The organism is Pantoea eucrina (assembly GCF_020079945.1).
Classification (GTDB): domain Bacteria; phylum Pseudomonadota; class Gammaproteobacteria; order Enterobacterales; family Enterobacteriaceae; genus Pantoea; species Pantoea eucrina.
In genome coordinates this window covers 246,168-261,303 of sequence record NZ_CP083450.1, presented here as the reverse complement: position 1 = coordinate 261,303, position 15,136 = coordinate 246,168, and the positions used below count along the sequence as shown (strand labels likewise).

Here is a 15,136-nt window from a genome sequence, read left to right as displayed (position 1 = left end):
ACAACTGGCTAAAGTCTATACCGCAAATGTTGCATTCCACTTAACTTACTAAAGCTCATAGTTAGAACTGAAAACGTGTACGCCATTGTCACGAAAATAGCGTTCATGCTTAAACCAGGGGGCGGCCATCTTTATACCCATGCGCTTTGCTTCAGCTGAACGGGCAATCACGCAGCCATCATTATTTGATACCACGCAAACGGGTTTGCCGCGCAGATCGGGCCTGAAAATGGTTTCACAGGAGGCGTAAAAATTGTTGGCATCAGCAAGCGCAAACATACCTATTCTCCTGCAGGCCCGGTGAAACCCTGGCCCGCGATATCATTAAGCGCATAAGCCACCACGCCCCACACCGGCAGCGGCTGGTTCTCGTCGAGCAGAACGATAGCATCGGACCTCTCCAGCGACTGCAGCGCCGGAACGGGTTTCAGCAGTAACCTGCGCAGCACCAGTTCACCCTCAAATTCCGCCACAATAATCTGACCGTGCCGCGGCGTCAGTGCCCGATCAACTGCCAGCACTGAGCCTTTGACGATACCCGCCTCCGGGCAGGCTGTATCACTGCGCATCAGGTAGGTGGACCAGGGCGACAGCGAGACGATATCACCCAGGTTCAGGCGCGCTTCGATAAAGTTTTGAGCCGGATTCTGAAATGCCATATGCCTGTTTCGCTGAGGATAAAAAGGGTGGGCAAGTGTCCGGCTATTATACCCGATCTGCTTAAAAATAGCGCGGTTTACGCCGTGATCCTGCTCTGCCAGCGTGACGATACTATGAGCGTAATTATTTCTCTTTCGCCGCGGTTTCCTGCAGCCAGCGGATAAAGGTTTCTGTTTTTGGCCAGCGTCTGTCGGCGCGGGTAGCGATGTAATACCGTTCGCTGCACAGCAGCGCCAGGCGCGGGAAAGGCGTTATCAGTTCGCCAGAGGCGATACGCTGTTTCACCAGCGCCTTACGTCCCATCGCGATGCCGGCATGGTTTATCGCTGCAGCAACCGCAAGCTCTGCCTGATCGAATTCGGCACGGCGCGCTGCCGTAATATCCACGTCAAAATGCGCTGCCCACAACCGCCATTCATTTTCTCCGGAATCGATACTCCACGCCTGACGATCGTGCAGCAGGCGACAGCTCCGGAGATTCTCCGGGCAGTCCGTCAGCCTGAATTGTGCAGCGTAGCGCGGGCTGCAAACCGGAATAATATGTTCATCCATCAGCGGGTCCAGGTGAAATCTGTCCGGCACGTCAGCATCAAAACAGATGGCCAGATCGGCACCCATTTTATGCAGGTCGACCGGTTCGTTTCCGGTATTAATAACGAGATCGATAGCGGGGTTTTGCTCCAGAAAAGAGGCCACCGCCGGTGCAAGCCAGGCGTGCGCAAACGACGGGCGACTGTAAACCGTAAGCCTTCCGCTGGATCCCTGATTTCTGATGCCCTGAATTTCCCGGTTGAGGTAGTCGAGTGAGGTACTCATGGCATTGAAGATCCGCTCACCCTCTTCGGTCAGCAGCACCCTGCGGTGTAAACGGGTGAACAGCGAGATACCGAGCTCTCTTTCCAGCTGGCTGATACGGTGGCTGACAGCGCTGGGCGTCAGTGCCAGCGCCGCCGCCGCTCCGGCAAACGAGCCGTGGCGGGCAGCGGCTTCAAAGGTGAAAAGACGTCCCAGCTGGCCACCCTCTATTTCACGCATCTCAGAGAACACATTTTTCACCTTTACTGTTTAAGCTGCTGATTTAGCGATTAGTTATTTAACCGGCGTGGACGTTGCAGATAAAAATGCACAATGCGTGCTCGCCTGTTGAGTTAGCTGAGCTCATGTTAAGTTGAAAAACCATCGTTTGTCACCGCGCAGCCGCGTGCATATAAATAACGCTCTGTTTTCTTTTGATGCGTCGGGCTGAATGAGAGTAACCATGACTGATTTAACTGAAAAACTCCGGTCTGTACCGGCGGTAAGCGATCTGAGGGCGCTACGTGAAACCATCTGGTTTAACGATCAGGTGACGACGGCAGAGAGGGGGCTCCTGCATACGGGACTGACGCGTGAAGAGGCTGAAGATGCCGAAGCCCGCCTGCGCCGTTTCGCTCCGCTGATCGCCGCCGCCTTTCCGGAAACGGCTGAAAGCGGCGGTATTATTGAGTCAGATATGGTACTTCTACCCGCGATGCAGGCGCGGCTGGCGCAGCGTGCGCCGCTGCCAGGCAGACTCTGGCTGAAAAAAGATAGCCATCTGCCCGTTTCAGGTTCCATCAAAGCGCGCGGCGGCATTTACGAAGTTCTCGCGCACGCAGAGAAGCTGGCGCTGGAGGCGGGGCTTATCACGCCAGCCGATGACTACAGCCAGCTGCTTTCTCCGGCGCACCGTCAGTTTTTCAGCCAGCATAAAATAGCAGTAGGTTCAACGGGCAACCTGGGCCTTTCGATCGGCATAATGAGTGCCCGCCTCGGGTTTCACGTTACCGTTCATATGTCGGTAGATGCGCGTCAGTGGAAGAAAGCGCTGCTGCGCAGGCGTGGAGCGCACGTGATTGAGTATGAGCAGGATTACGGCGTCGCCGTGGAGCAGGGCCGCAAAGCGGCGGAGTCCGATCCCGACTGCTTCTTTATTGATGATGAAAATTCACGCACGCTGTTTCTGGGCTATGCCGTTGCCGGCCTGCGCCTGCCAGAGCAGCTGAAGGAGAAAGGCATTACTGTGGATGCCTCCCATCCGCTTTTTGTGTATCTGCCCTGTGGCGTGGGTGGCGGCCCGGGAGGCGTCGCCTTTGGCCTGAAGCTGGCTTTTGGCGATAACGTTCACTGCTTTTTTGCGGAGCCAACCCATTCACCCTGTATGCTGCTGGGAATGAGCACCGGCCTGCACGATGGTATTGCGGTGCAGGATATCGGTATCGACAATAAAACCGCTGCGGATGGACTGGCGGTGGGCCGCGCCTCCGGCTTTGTCGGCCGGGCGATGGCGCAGCTGATCGACGGCTGCTATACGCTCAGCGATCGCACCCTGTTTACGCTGCTTGCCATGCTGGATGAAACGGAAGGTATTCAGCTGGAACCTTCCGCGCTGGCGGGCATGCAGGGGCCGCAGCGCATCGCGGCAAGCCCCGCTTATCTGGCACAGCAGGGTATCACTCCGCAGCAGCTGCAGCAGGCCACGCAGCTTGTCTGGGCGACAGGTGGCGGCATGGTTCCTGCTGATGAAATGCAGCGCTACCTCGCTAAAGCCAGCTGCTGATAAACCCATGCAGCAGGGCAGTCACGCGAGCTGCCCTGCCGCCGTTACAACCCCAGCGCAGTCAGCCCCGGATGATCGTCCGGACGACGTCCCAGCGGCCAGAAAAATTTGCGTTCGCTCTCTTTAATAGGCATATCGTTGATACAGGCAAAACGGCGCTTCATCAGGCCATCGCCTTCAAACTCCCAGTTTTCATTGCCGTAAGAGCGGAACCAGTTACCTGAATCATCGCGCCATTCATAGGCGTAGCGGACAGCAATGCGGTTGCCATCAAACGCCCAGAGCTCCTTGATAAGACGATACTCAAGCTCTTTTTTCCATTTACGGGCCAGAAACGCTTCGGCTTCTTCACGGTTATGAGCAAACTCGGTGCGGTTGCGCCATTGTGTGTCCGCTGAGTAAGCCAGTGCGACTTTAGCCGCATCGCGGCTGTTCCAGCCATCTTCAGCCAGGCGCACCTTTTCGATGGCCGTTTCGCGGGTGAAAGGAGGAAGCGGCGGGCGTTGGTATGAATCAGACATGGTAAAACTCCTGTTAATTCAAATTTGATGAGTACGCAGGCTTCAGGAAACCTGCTCCAGCAGCATTTTCGCAATATCCCGTGCGTCGTCGGCCGCGCTCCCGCTCCCCATAACATAGGACGCGGTAATGGCGCCCTCTATCAGAATCAGCAGCTGTCTGGCCAGCGCCTCGGGATGTGCAACATTCATCTCTTTGCTGAGCTCCAGGGCGTAATCCAGTAACTTCTGCTTGTGGGTTTTCGCTATCTGGCGAACGGTATCGTCAGGGTTGCCTGTCTCACCGGCGGTGTTGATAAATGCGCAGCCGCGGAAACCCTCTGACTCAAACCAGCTTTTCAGCGCGGTAAACATATTCAGAATGCGATCCTGCGGCGTATTGCCTTGATCGGACGCGCTTCTGAACCACGCCATCCACTGCTCATCGCGCACGCTCAGCGCGGCTGATGCCACCTCCTCTTTACTGGCGAAGTGATGATAAATACTTTTTCTGGCGACGCCTGAGGTTTTGACCAGAAGATCCATGCCCATGGCGTGGATACCGTTCTGATAAATCAGCTGCTCAGCGCTCTTGAGAATTTTTTCCCGGGTACTGCCTGATGTTTTGTTCATGGCCTTAAGGTAGAACGATCGTTCTACCTCGTCAACGTTTTTTTAGCAGGAGGCTATCACCGGGGCGACAGACAGCTATGCAATGCTGACTGAGCGGATCAAAAAGGGAGAGCCGTAAGCTGGCTCTCCCTGATATTGCTCTGCAACGTTTTTATGCCTGAGACTCAGGAATGCGGGCGATAACCTTTATCTCAAAATCAAACCCTGCCAGCCAGTTAACGCCCACGGCGGTCCAGTTGGGGTAGGGCGGCGCCGGAAAAAGAGTCTGTTTTACCTGCATGATGGTTGAAAACTGGTTTTCCGGGTCGGTATGAAAAGTAGTTACATCAATCATATCTTTGAACGTACACCCTGCCACAGCGAGCGTGGCTCTGAGATTCTCAAAGGCAAGCTGTACCTGGGTTGCAAAGTCCGGCTCCGGGGTGCCGTCGTCGCGGCTACCCACCTGCCCGGAAACAAATAATAAATCGCCAGAGCGGATTGCTGCAGAATAACGATGCTGTTCATAAAGAGCGTGGCGATGAGCAGGAAAAACGGGTGTTGGCTGGGTCACAGGGACTCCTTTGTGGGAGAACAACAGGGGATGCGCAGCATAAATAAAACAATTAATATACGCGGCGTATGTAAAATTAATCACACATACGCTGCGTATGTCAAATGGCATGCGCGGCGTTAGCAGCAGGAGAAGTATATGGTTACCAGACGCCGCACAGAAACGATGGAAGAAAACCGGAAAAAGTTGATTGCAGCTGCGCGCAAAGCGTTCGCTGAAAAGGGATTTGCAGCTGCATCAATGGACGATTTGACTGCCAGTGTCGGTCTGACGCGCGGGGCGCTTTACCATAACTTTGGGGATAAAAAAGGCTTGCTCGCCGCGGTAGTGACGCAGATCGATTCTGAAATGGCGCAACGCGCTAAACGTGAAGCGGTTCACTCCGATAACGACCAGCAAACGCTCCTAGCTGAAGGGATAGCCTATATCAGGATGGCGCTGGATGAAGAGGTCCGGCGCATTGTGCTGCTTGATGGTCCCGCTTTTCTTGGCGATCCTGCAAAATGGCCGAGTCAGAATAACTGCCTCAGTGCTACGCGTGAGAGTATTACCGATCTGATTGAACGTCGCGTAATCAAATCAGTCGATGCGGATGCGGCTGCGTGGCTGTTAAATGGCGCGGCACTGAATGCCGCGCTATGGGTCGCTGCCAGCGGTAATCCACAACAGGCATTACCAAAAGCTATTCAGGCGTTTACTCTGCTCTTCGGCGGTCTGCTGGAAAGTGTTGCGCAGCCATAACGCCGCTTTAATTGGTCTGGATACCACAGCTTATCAACGAATATTGCAAAATCCTGCCTGCCTCAACCTGGAGGCAGTGCCTGCAGAATACGCTGCGCATCCTGTTTGCTCAGCGGGTAATCGTAAAATGTCCGGTAAAATTCCTGAGTGGCGTCAACCAGATCGCGCGTTGCAAACAGCGCCGGATGCAGTTTTTTGGCAGCCCACTGGATTTGCAGTGCGACTTCAGTGCCGTAGCGATCCCAGGGAAAGACACCCGATGGATTCTGCCACACCTGCTGCTGCTTCACGGCTTTTACGCTGGCGAACAGCGATTTGTAGTCAGAGTCAGCCAGGGTTCCCGCGCCGGCACCGATAATAATCACATCCGGATCCCAGCGTATCACCTCCTCCGGTGAAACAGGGCGCATATTGCCATCCACGGAGGCGGCGACGTTCCGGCCACCCGCAAGCCTGATCCAGGTATCAATCAGGGTATTCCGGCCATCTACCTTCAGCGGATGCAGCGACTGAATATGCAGCACGCGCGGGCGTTCACTCTCCGCAAGCGCGGCCGTTTTGGTCTGAATAGCAGCGATTTGCGTATCCAGATAGCGATTATAAGCCCGGGCTCGCGCGGCCGCTGCCGGTGTGCCGACCACCTGAGCCGTGGTAGTGAGTGAGCGTTTCATCGAGTCAAAATCATCAAAATTCATTGCCAGTACGGGAATACCGGCCAGACGATAAGACTCTGCATCGGGATCGTTAGCGGGTACAAAAATCGCATCAACGTTGCGTGCCACCAGCGCTTCACTGTTAAAGGTTTTACCGTGTGCCTGGAGCGCCTGATTTAACGATGGCTGTACCTTAAACATCCACGGCCGGTCCGCCGGATGGTTTACGGTTGCCACAATCCGATCGCCGGCGCCCAGCGTCATAAGCAGAGAGTGGTGGGCAAACCAGGCATCGGCTATGTGCAGCACCGGCTGGCTCAATTCAATCTTTTTTCCGCTGTCGTCAGTGACTGTCTGAGCCGATGCCAGAGCGCTTACGACCAGAAGCGGTAGTGCCCATTGCAGGCTTTTCATTAGTAAATATCCCTGTCAGAAGCTGAGTTGCCTGGAAATAACGTCGCTTTCCTGTCGGTTGCAAAAGGTGCGTCTGGCAAAGCATTAACGCCCATCGCAGGTTGTTCATTTACGGCATATACCGGCATAGCAGCGCAATAACATTGCGCAGGTGAACGTTGTCTTCACCAGGATCCACCGTTTAACCAACATGAAATTTTCGGAGAGCTGTCGATAGGGCAGGCATCATTACTTACCGCTATATCAGTGAGTATATAACGATTTTTGTAAGTTAACCGACTGCCTGGCGTATAAATGAAAACCTGCCCGTTAATATGGAACTGTATCAAATGTGATTAAGTCTGCGGTGCCCCTGGCATCCGGTAGCACCGGATTGGCCAGAAATATATCGGGTTCTTAAACCGGAGGGAGCTATCTGACACAGCAGGCTGAGCCTGCATCTGCATTTATCGAGTATATTTTAGGACCACTTCACAAAGAGAGAATGTCCAGAGATCCTGGCAAAGAAAAAGAGGATGCGGAGATGGCGGGTTTTAAGGTCATCGACTTACACACAGCACGCTGCCGGATGAGGTTTTTTGATATCAGGGTTGTTGTCTGAATTTTGCGGAAATGCATCTGTGGCTACCCGGCTTCTCCGTGAAGAAATACTACAAAGAATTGCAGCCAATGCAGCAGAAAATGCGCCTGGGCCAGCCATTTGTTGCGTATTCAACATCTGCATACATAGAATGCCAACCCTGCAGAAACGGGTTTTACTGCCTTTAGTTCTATATATCATACGTTTTCAGAAATGATTCATGACAGGAATTTAAACATGTGCAATGAGTTAGAGCGTGTGCTAATCATGGGAAACAGCGGTTCAGGCAAAAGCTGGCTTGCTGCACGTATCTCTGAATTCAAAAAGTTACCTGTTACAGATTTAGATACTCTTTACTGGGAACAAGATGGTTACGGCAGAGCCAGGGAAAAGGCTGAAGTGCTTAAAGATGTTCTTGCAATAGCAAATAAACAACTCTGGGTTATTGAGGGCGTTTATGGCTGGATTGCTGATCAAGTCTCTTTATACGCCTCTCATGTTATATGGCTGACGCCTAAGCCAGGTGAATGTGTTGAAAACATTAAAGTTAGAGGAGTAAGGAACAATGGAACTGTTGAAGATTATGAGGCCTTGCTGGAATGGGCCTCATTATATGAAATCCGAACCGGGTCGAGTAGTTATGAGGGCCATCTTTCTGTCTTTTCAAAAGTCAGTCCCGGGAACAAAATAAAGCTAGCTAGTCGCAAAGATATCCATCAATTCCTTACTCAACTTTGATTAAGGCAGTTCAGTAAACGGCCGCTCCCCGCTCTTAGCGGACATTGGCCTGTGCGTCAGTCCGCTTTGTGCCAGAAGCGGACGCTTCAGGTTTAAACATGGGCTGTTAAGCGTCTTTACTTATTAATCCGGTATACATACCCGGATACGGTGCCCGTCAGGATCAAGCGCAACGAACGTCCTGCCAAAAACAGCCTGTTTGGGCCGCTGCTCTATCTGCACACCGCTGTCTGACCACTGCTGATAAAGCGCATCAACCGCCTGAATATCTTTAACCATAAAACTCAACTCAGTTCGGTTACCCTTACCGCAGGATACAAAGTCACTAGCCGTTGTTGACCATAGTCCAAGATTCAGGCCGTTATTGAAGGAAAAAGCCGCCCACGTCGGAAGCATCACGTCTGGTTCTGTATTGAATAGATTTTGATAAAATCTGCTGCTGACAATCGGGTCATCAACATAAAGAATGATCAGGTTAAGTATCATAAGTCTCTCGCGTCAAAAAGAATGAGACTTCACTATTGCATGGAGCATTGACAGAACATGTCAGCATCGGGACCGAAGCGTGCAGAGCGCCTACTCAATCTTCTGCAGATTTTGTATCAGCATCGCTATCCGGTAAGCGGACACTGGCTTGCTCAAGAGCTTTCCGTCAGCCTTCGCACGCTTTACCGTGATGTTCACGCACTACGTGCTCAGGGGGCAGACATTCAAGGGGAGGCCGGCACGGGATTTCTGCTTTCCCGGAGCCATCATTTGCCGCCTGTGATGTTTACCCCTGAGCAGCTTGACGCGCTGGCGCTCGGTTTGCGATGGGTAGCTGTATATGGTGATGCGGGTATAGCAAAAGCGGCTTCTGAGGTGACGGGTAAGATCCGGCAAGGTCTGCCCCCACAGCTAAAGATGCTGTTTGATGACTCGACGCTATTAGTCGGAAAGACTCAGGTTGCCCATCACAATTTTGAAAATCTGAATTCTCTTCGAAGCGCCATCAGGCGAAGACAAAAAATCCGGACAGGTTATACAGACAGGTCAGGTAATGTGAGTGAAAGAACGATATGGCCTTTCGCTTTAGGTTACTTCTCCGGTGATATTGTCCTTGCGGCATGGTGTGAAAAACGTAATGCCTTCCGCCATTTCGACGTAACGCGATTCACATCTCTTCAACTTATGCGGTAAGGATACCCTCATTCCCGACATCGCTTACTCCGCATGTGGCGCAGTGCGGGTCTGGATAACATAATCCCTGGGCGTAGCTGAACTGAATGCCAGTGTTCCAGAATATTCAGGCCTGCCCATATCTATTAATTTGTCCGCTTTTCGCTCATAGCAGACGCTGGCCGACAAACCGGATTGTTCTATACGTTAAGCGTAGTGCCTTCAGCCGCCCTGCGGGCGGCTGCGGTTGATACTCATTTCCCGATAACGTTCCAGTCAGCCGCAGTGGATAGCGTAACAAACGGGCCAGCCAGCGTGACATTATGAAGGCTGACGATCTCTTTAGCTGACAGGCAGCAGTTATCCATTGTTGTATGCGCATCTGAAATCAGCACTGTCCTGAATCCGCGTTCCGCTGCACGGCAGGTCGTGTCCACACAAAATTCTGTTTTCATCCCGGCGATAACCAGCTCCTTAATACCCCGCTGGCTGAGCTGATTACAACCGATATATTCGTTGACCATTACCGGACTTTTCCTGTTATATCCGTGACGTTCAGTATATGTTTGCTGGTATGCGGATAAATACTCTTGCCCTTGATGGTGCTGACATGCCTCACATAACCCTGCATATTCTGAATGCCCAACAAAAACTGACCGCTCACCGTGAATGGCTTCAGGCCAGCCTGACCGCTACCTATCAAAAAGCTCAGCGGCTGATGCCGGTCCCTTCGCTGGATGTGGTGGTTAAAGCCGGAAAGTTTGTGATCCCTGAAAAAGGGCACACGGGTTTTTGTCCTGAGTCAGGCGTTATCTATTTAACGGTCGACCCTGAAAACCCGGCATTCTGTAAAAATGAAGCGCACTCGCTTGAGCGAATGTTTGCTCATGAACTGCACCATGCGGCCAGGTGGGCAGGGCCCGGATACGGCTCAACGTTAGGGGAAGCTATCGTTTCTGAAGGACTTGCCGGGCACTTTTCTCTTGAGCTTCTAGGCGGTAAACCTGAACTCTGGGAAAGCCTCAACTCAGATATTATTCAATCCTTCGCCCGGCAACTGCATGACAGCTGGCATCGCACCGATTACGATCACAATGCCTGGTTTTACGGAACCGGCGATTTGCCAAAGTGGCTGGGATACACCGCAGGCTTTGAGCTGATTTCCCGGTATCTGGCAGCCTCTCCGCATCTGAAAGCTTCAGCGCTGGCAGATATTAGCGCTGAGGATTTCAGGATGTTCATTTAAAAATATTCGTGTCCTGTTTATTCGGAACGTCCGTTTTGCAGGCAAAAACGGACGTTCTGGTTTTGACAATCAAAACAATAATGCAGCTGAGTTATAAGCAGGTTATTGCTCACAAAAATTCAACCCATAATTTCAATAAGATTGCTATCGGGATCCTTGATGATAGCTTCATAATAACCATCACCTGTGAGGCGAGCCGGACTCACTAAAATTCCATCTTCGGATGCTTTAATAACCATTTCATCAACCCGGTGGCGGGAGCCAACGTCGATAGCAACATGCGCCCAGCCGGTAAGCTCTGCACCGTGTTGTCCCTCTGCCATACCCTTCAGGTGCATTAGCTCAATAGTAGGTCCTTCACTTAAGCTGATAAAATAAGAGGAAAAACCGGGCCGGTTTTTGCTGATATATAACTCATTAGGGGTTCCGCCAAAATAGTCTCGCCAGAATATTTTTTGCGCTTCAATATTTCCCGTCCATAAAGCTAAATGTGAAATTTTCATTTGTTCGCTCCTGGGGAATTCTTCCGGCTAAGGTTAAGTGTGAATGATATTGCACTAACAAACAGCATTAAAGCTGTAATCACTGAGAAAGCCAGCGCAAGAGAACTAAAATGAGCGACAAAACCGATAATAGCAGGACCACTTAATACGCCCATATAACCCATCGTCGTTATTGCCGGAACAGCTACGGATTGAGGCATTACACTCTGCTGACCCACGGCCGAAAACATCACCGGGACAATATTTGCACACCCTGCTCCGATTAGAACATAGCCAAATAGCGACAGGTGCCATGATGGTATGAACGTAATCAGTGCCAGCCCAATAGCCGCAGTCAGCGATCCGCCCACAACGACAGCTAATTGACCAAGATATTTTACCACCCGATCCCCTGTGAGCCGGGTCGCTGTCATGGCAATAGCAAAGCAGGTATATCCAAGCCCACCCAATGATTCAGGCATGTCTCTTACCTGCGTCAGATAAATTGCGCTCCAATCAAGAACAGTGCCTTCAGTCAGGAACACTAATAAACAGACCATTCCCAGCGTCAGAACAACACCGTGAGGTACAGCAAAAGCCGGCCCTTCTTTAGGATTAGCAAAAGTCAGCAAACCCGGATAGCTCAGTAAAGCTAAAACAATCACAATGAGTACGATGAAGAGGGTAGCAGTAACAACATTAAGATCCGCAGACAGAAGCAAGGTCATCAAACCTGCACCAGCAATACCGCCAAAACTGTACATGCCGTGAAAACCGGACATCAGCGGAGCAGGCGCCTCTTTTTCCACCAGGATCGCCTGAATATTCATGGCGCAGTCTGTCACGCCAAGGCCTGTGCCAAAAAACAGCAGCACAACGCCCAAAAGCAACGGGTTATTAATCACAGCCAGCAGAGGTGTGCTGACAATAGCTAATGCGATAGCCGCCATAATAACGCTGCGACAACCAAAGCGGCTGGTCAGTAAGCCTGTTACTGGCATAGCAATTAAAGCACCCAATCCAAGACACAGCAGCAAAGATCCCAGCGTCGCTTCATTTACACCAGTATTAATACGTGCATAGGGCACCAGAACAGCCCATGTCGCTGTAATAAACCCGGCAATGAAAAAAGTTAGCCGGGTAGCCCGGCTGGAAGAGATTCGGTATAACTTTTGATTCATTATGTTCCTCATTGTGAAATCTGATGATGTCATATACATGGCATGCTGCCGACAGAACATACATTGACAATGTATAGCGTCTGCACGATCATGCTCGATGTGGCTCTTTTTGTGAATTTAAGAGGTGATAATTGCTCGATTATGCAGCTTTCCCCGATCGGCGACAAGACTTTATCAGACAAATATTGCGCGATAATGGAAGAGTCGTGTGTGCTGAACTTGCCCAGGAAATCGGGGTTTCAGAGCATACTATCCGGCGGGATCTTCATGAATTAAGTAAAGAAGGGGTTTGCAGAAAGGTTTATGGAGGAGCCGTGCTGCTGCTGCCTGATGCAGGAAGCTTCTCCCTGCGAAAAGAGCAACACCTGTCAAGAAAAGACATGATCGCGCAGAAATGTGCAAGTCTGATTGTTGAGGGCAACTGTATTTTTATTGATGCAGGAAGTACTAATCTGGCAATAACTAAGTTTATACCTATAGAGTTAGCCATAACGATAGTTACGAATGCACCTGATGTCGCAGCAGCGCTATTAAAGCACCCTAATGCAGAAGTCATTATGCTGGGCGGGCGTGTTCAAAAAGTAAGCGGCGGTTGTGCAGGAAATACGGCAATAGCGCAATTGAAAAACATCATGTTCGATCAGGCCTTTATCGGCGGGTGTGCAATGAGCGCGGAAGCCGGACTGACTGGTTTTGAGTATGAAGATTGCGAATTTAAAAAAGCAGCAATAGCCCGGAGTGAGCAGATTATCGTCGGACTGACAGCAGAAAAGATACCAGGCGTGGCACGATTTTTAGTTGCCGGCTGTGAGGAGATAGACATTTTGGTTATTGAGGGGGAAAGCGCTGAAGCGACCGGTATAAACCTCCTGTCGGAACACATGAAAATTTTATCTGTCTGATTTCAATATATTTATTCTGCGTGCTATAGAAAGCGGCAAAAGTGACATCTGAGTATGCAAAGTAAGCAATCCGCCAGGCCCAGGTCATTAGTCGTTGTTTCTGACAAATATATGACCACAAGCCGATGCTTAAATTAATGCCTGAAGGGTTGCTATGAACGCAATAAGTTTGCAAAACAGATATCACGCTGTGAATAACAATACTGCGGCGTTGTGGGCGGAAAATGCAGGTATCCGGAAGGTCAGAGAGGAAAACTACTACGATCCGACCCGGCTCGCGCTGGCAACGGGCATACGGCCCTCCGTGACCGCAGATATTTCACGCCTTATTGCGAAGTTAACTCAGCTCACCGCAGGTGACCGGCTTGCCGATACGTTGCCCGCCTGCGGTTTGCATTTTACTTTCTTACCCCTGACTCTGCCGCTCTATCACGCAGATGAGCCACTGCCAGCGAAAGTGGATCAGTTAATGGCAATCTGGCGTGAATTTGCAGCGGAAAAAGTTGTGATTACGCATCTGCGGCTGGTAGCGTTACCCGATCAGCTTTTGCTGGCGGGGATCCCGGCACATCCTGCGCTGGCGCTGCGCGAGCAGTTCTGTGCAAAGGTGCTCGATTCTCAGTGGAAAAATGAAATCCTGATGCGCCATGCCGGCAGAGCGTTGCCGGCTCCCTTCTGGCACAGCACGCTGCTGCGCTACGGGGCGGCGTTTTTACCTGAACCTGTGCGCGCGTTTTTCTTTAAGCATCAGGCCGCCACGTTCGGTGATGTAGCCGGGGAACTGACGCTGGTGAAAACTAACTATAACTGGACAGAGTGCTATCCCTTAAAATAGTCCAGGGCGAAAAGAGAAGAGGTTGCTATGAAATTGCCGGGAATGCCGGAAAATGAAGCTGCGCGGCTGAAGTCGCTCCACAAACTTGGCCTGCTGGATACGCAGGACGATGAGCGCTTTGAACGACTGACCCGCATTTCCCGCCGGCTGTTTCAGGTACCGATAGCGCTAATCAACCTTATCGATCGCGATCGTCAGTGGGCGCTGGCGTGTCAGGGGATCAACGGCCGCGAGATGAAACGCGACATCTCTCTGTGCGCGCATGCCATTATGCTGGATGAGCCTTTAATCATCACAGACGCGCGCGAAGATGCGCGGTTTTATGACAATCCGCTGGTGACCGGCACGCCGTTTATCCGTTTTTATGTGGGGTATCCGGTGCGGCTGCCCGACGGTGCCGTTGCCGGTACTCTGTGTCTGGCTAACAGCGAACCGCGCCGTTTTACCGACGACGACATTGCCGCAATGAAAGACGTGGCGGCGATTGTCGAAGATGAATTTCAGGTCACGCACATCGCAATGGTGGACAGCCTGACGGATATTCCCAACCGGCGCGGGTTTTATGCGATGGGAGAAAAGCGGTTTCAGCAACTGCAGCAGCAGGATCGCGACTTTGCCATCCTCTATTTTGACCTCGACAAATTCAAGCCTATCAATGACCTGTGGGGCCATGCAGAAGGCGACAACGTGCTGAAGATCTTCGCCGCGCTGCTCTATCAGCAGCTCGGACCGGATGACATTGCAGGCCGTCTCGGCGGCGATGAGTTTGCTGTATTGCTGGCCCGGCAAAGCGATGCTAAAGCCTACCTGTGCCGGCTGCGCGAGGCGCTGTCAGTATGGAATCAGCAGGCGGCTAAGCCCTACAACATTAATTACTCGTTTGGCATGATCGCCAGTGAGGCAGGCAAATATGCCTCGCTCGCGGAAATGATCGGCGAGAGCGACAGCGTGATGTATGCCGAAAAGCGTCGCAAAAAGCCGCGCTAAGCACGCGGCCAGCTGTGCAGGAGATTAGTGGCCGTGAACGGTTAGCGCCACCAGCCGGATAACCACCGGACGTACAAGCAGAATGCAGACAAAGGCAGCAGGCATCGCCACCTGATAAGCATTCATCACATTTGTCATATAATGCGGGCCTGGACCAGACTCTGCCAGCGTAATAACCAGGCTCATCAGAAACGCCATAATGGTCGCCATGTACAGAGAAAATATATAAGGGGTAACCCGATGTGGCAGCCGTAAGCGCACGCCAGCTGACGCAATTGCTTTAATCATTGCTAAGCAA

Annotated in this window: 18 protein-coding genes and 2 pseudogenes; 8 read left to right on the top strand and 12 right to left on the bottom strand. The window is 51.7% G+C overall.

Annotated features, from left to right (window positions below; translation table 11 throughout):
* Positions 1–51: 51 nt before the first annotated feature.
* From LAC65_RS17790 to dsdC, 3 genes and pseudogenes are all read right to left on the bottom strand, one after another.
* A pseudogene (locus tag LAC65_RS17790) lies at positions 52–279 on the bottom strand (Y-family DNA polymerase); the annotation flags it as partial.
* 2 nt (positions 280–281) lie between these two features.
* The gene (locus tag LAC65_RS17785) at positions 282–659 is read right to left on the bottom strand and encodes a peptidase (protein WP_040113719.1); all 378 of its coding nucleotides are present in this window, start codon (positions 657–659) and stop codon (positions 282–284) included.
* 124 nt (positions 660–783) lie between these two features.
* Positions 784–1,707, bottom strand: a complete 924-nt coding sequence (gene dsdC, locus LAC65_RS17780; protein WP_224144879.1) for a DNA-binding transcriptional regulator DsdC — start codon at positions 1,705–1,707, stop codon at positions 784–786.
* A gap of 211 nt (positions 1,708–1,918) precedes the next feature.
* On the opposite strand from dsdC, the gene LAC65_RS17775 reads away from it, so the two are divergent.
* On the top strand, positions 1,919–3,238 hold the full coding sequence (locus LAC65_RS17775) for a D-serine ammonia-lyase (protein ID WP_040113718.1): 1,320 nt from the start codon (positions 1,919–1,921) through the stop codon (positions 3,236–3,238).
* Positions 3,239–3,282: 44 nt separating this feature from the next.
* Here the strand turns inward: LAC65_RS17775 and LAC65_RS17770 are convergent, their stop codons facing one another.
* The 3 genes from LAC65_RS17770 to LAC65_RS17760 all read right to left on the bottom strand — a co-directional run bounded on the left by LAC65_RS17770 (position 3,283) and on the right by LAC65_RS17760 (position 4,921).
* Positions 3,283–3,759: a nuclear transport factor 2 family protein gene (locus LAC65_RS17770; RefSeq protein ID WP_040113716.1), complete on the bottom strand. Its 477-nt coding sequence runs from the start codon at positions 3,757–3,759 to the stop codon at positions 3,283–3,285.
* Between the two features lie 42 nt (positions 3,760–3,801).
* Positions 3,802–4,368: a TetR/AcrR family transcriptional regulator gene (locus LAC65_RS17765; protein WP_040113714.1), complete on the bottom strand. Its 567-nt coding sequence runs from the start codon at positions 4,366–4,368 to the stop codon at positions 3,802–3,804.
* A gap of 151 nt (positions 4,369–4,519) precedes the next feature.
* A complete protein-coding gene (locus LAC65_RS17760) occupies positions 4,520–4,921 on the bottom strand; it encodes a RidA family protein (RefSeq protein WP_040113713.1) in 402 nt (133 codons plus the stop codon).
* 138 nt (positions 4,922–5,059) lie between these two features.
* Between LAC65_RS17760 and LAC65_RS17755 the strand changes: the two genes are divergently transcribed.
* Positions 5,060–5,662 (top strand): TetR/AcrR family transcriptional regulator, encoded by a 603-nt coding sequence (locus LAC65_RS17755; RefSeq protein WP_040113711.1) that lies wholly within the window; start codon positions 5,060–5,062, stop codon positions 5,660–5,662.
* A gap of 62 nt (positions 5,663–5,724) precedes the next feature.
* Here the strand turns inward: LAC65_RS17755 and LAC65_RS17750 are convergent, their stop codons facing one another.
* Entirely contained in the window at positions 5,725–6,729 is a 1,005-nt protein-coding gene (locus LAC65_RS17750) for an ABC transporter substrate-binding protein (RefSeq protein WP_040113709.1), read from the bottom strand.
* Between the two features lie 817 nt (positions 6,730–7,546).
* Between LAC65_RS17750 and LAC65_RS17745 the strand changes: the two genes are divergently transcribed.
* Positions 7,547–8,047: a P-loop NTPase family protein gene (locus LAC65_RS17745; protein ID WP_040113707.1), complete on the top strand. Its 501-nt coding sequence runs from the start codon at positions 7,547–7,549 to the stop codon at positions 8,045–8,047.
* Positions 8,048–8,170: 123 nt separating this feature from the next.
* Here LAC65_RS17745 and LAC65_RS17740 read toward each other — a convergent pair whose 3' ends face one another.
* On the bottom strand, positions 8,171–8,533 hold the full coding sequence (locus tag LAC65_RS17740; RefSeq protein WP_040113705.1) for a VOC family protein: 363 nt from the start codon (positions 8,531–8,533) through the stop codon (positions 8,171–8,173).
* Between the two features lie 57 nt (positions 8,534–8,590).
* Between LAC65_RS17740 and LAC65_RS17735 the strand changes: the two genes are divergently transcribed.
* Entirely contained in the window at positions 8,591–9,226 is a 636-nt protein-coding gene (locus LAC65_RS17735; protein WP_224144878.1) for a helix-turn-helix transcriptional regulator, read from the top strand.
* A 233-nt stretch (positions 9,227–9,459) separates the two neighbouring features.
* Here LAC65_RS17735 and LAC65_RS17730 read toward each other — a convergent pair.
* Positions 9,460–9,702 (bottom strand): annotated as a pseudogene (locus LAC65_RS17730) (isochorismatase family protein); the annotation flags it as partial.
* 113 nt (positions 9,703–9,815) lie between these two features.
* Between LAC65_RS17730 and LAC65_RS17725 the strand changes: the two are divergent.
* Complete coding sequence (locus tag LAC65_RS17725; RefSeq protein WP_040113703.1) at positions 9,816–10,451, top strand: DUF2268 domain-containing putative Zn-dependent protease; 636 nt, start codon at positions 9,816–9,818, stop codon at positions 10,449–10,451.
* Positions 10,452–10,570: 119 nt separating this feature from the next.
* Here the strand turns inward: LAC65_RS17725 and LAC65_RS17720 are convergent, their stop codons facing one another.
* Entirely contained in the window at positions 10,571–10,954 is a 384-nt protein-coding gene (locus tag LAC65_RS17720; RefSeq protein ID WP_104085783.1) for a VOC family protein, read from the bottom strand.
* Positions 10,951–12,114 (bottom strand): MFS transporter, encoded by a 1,164-nt coding sequence (locus LAC65_RS17715; protein WP_040113700.1) that lies wholly within the window; start codon positions 12,112–12,114, stop codon positions 10,951–10,953. Before LAC65_RS17715 ends, LAC65_RS17720 begins: the two co-directional genes overlap by 4 nt.
* 131 nt (positions 12,115–12,245) lie before the next feature.
* Between LAC65_RS17715 and LAC65_RS17710 the strand changes: the two genes are divergently transcribed.
* The 3 genes from LAC65_RS17710 (at position 12,246) to LAC65_RS17700 (ending at position 14,838) form a co-directional block, all read left to right on the top strand.
* Entirely contained in the window at positions 12,246–13,016 is a 771-nt protein-coding gene (locus LAC65_RS17710) for a DeoR/GlpR family DNA-binding transcription regulator (RefSeq protein WP_040113698.1), read from the top strand.
* 154 nt (positions 13,017–13,170) lie between these two features.
* Entirely contained in the window at positions 13,171–13,851 is a 681-nt protein-coding gene (locus LAC65_RS17705; protein ID WP_040113697.1) for a hypothetical protein, read from the top strand.
* A 27-nt stretch (positions 13,852–13,878) separates the two neighbouring features.
* Positions 13,879–14,838: a sensor domain-containing diguanylate cyclase gene (locus LAC65_RS17700; protein WP_040113689.1), complete on the top strand. Its 960-nt coding sequence runs from the start codon at positions 13,879–13,881 to the stop codon at positions 14,836–14,838.
* Positions 14,839–14,862: 24 nt separating this feature from the next.
* Here the strand turns inward: LAC65_RS17700 and LAC65_RS17695 are convergent, their stop codons facing one another.
* A complete protein-coding gene (locus LAC65_RS17695; RefSeq protein WP_040113687.1) occupies positions 14,863–15,126 on the bottom strand; it encodes a DUF2798 domain-containing protein in 264 nt (87 codons plus the stop codon).
* Between the last annotated feature and the right edge of the window lie 10 nt (positions 15,127–15,136).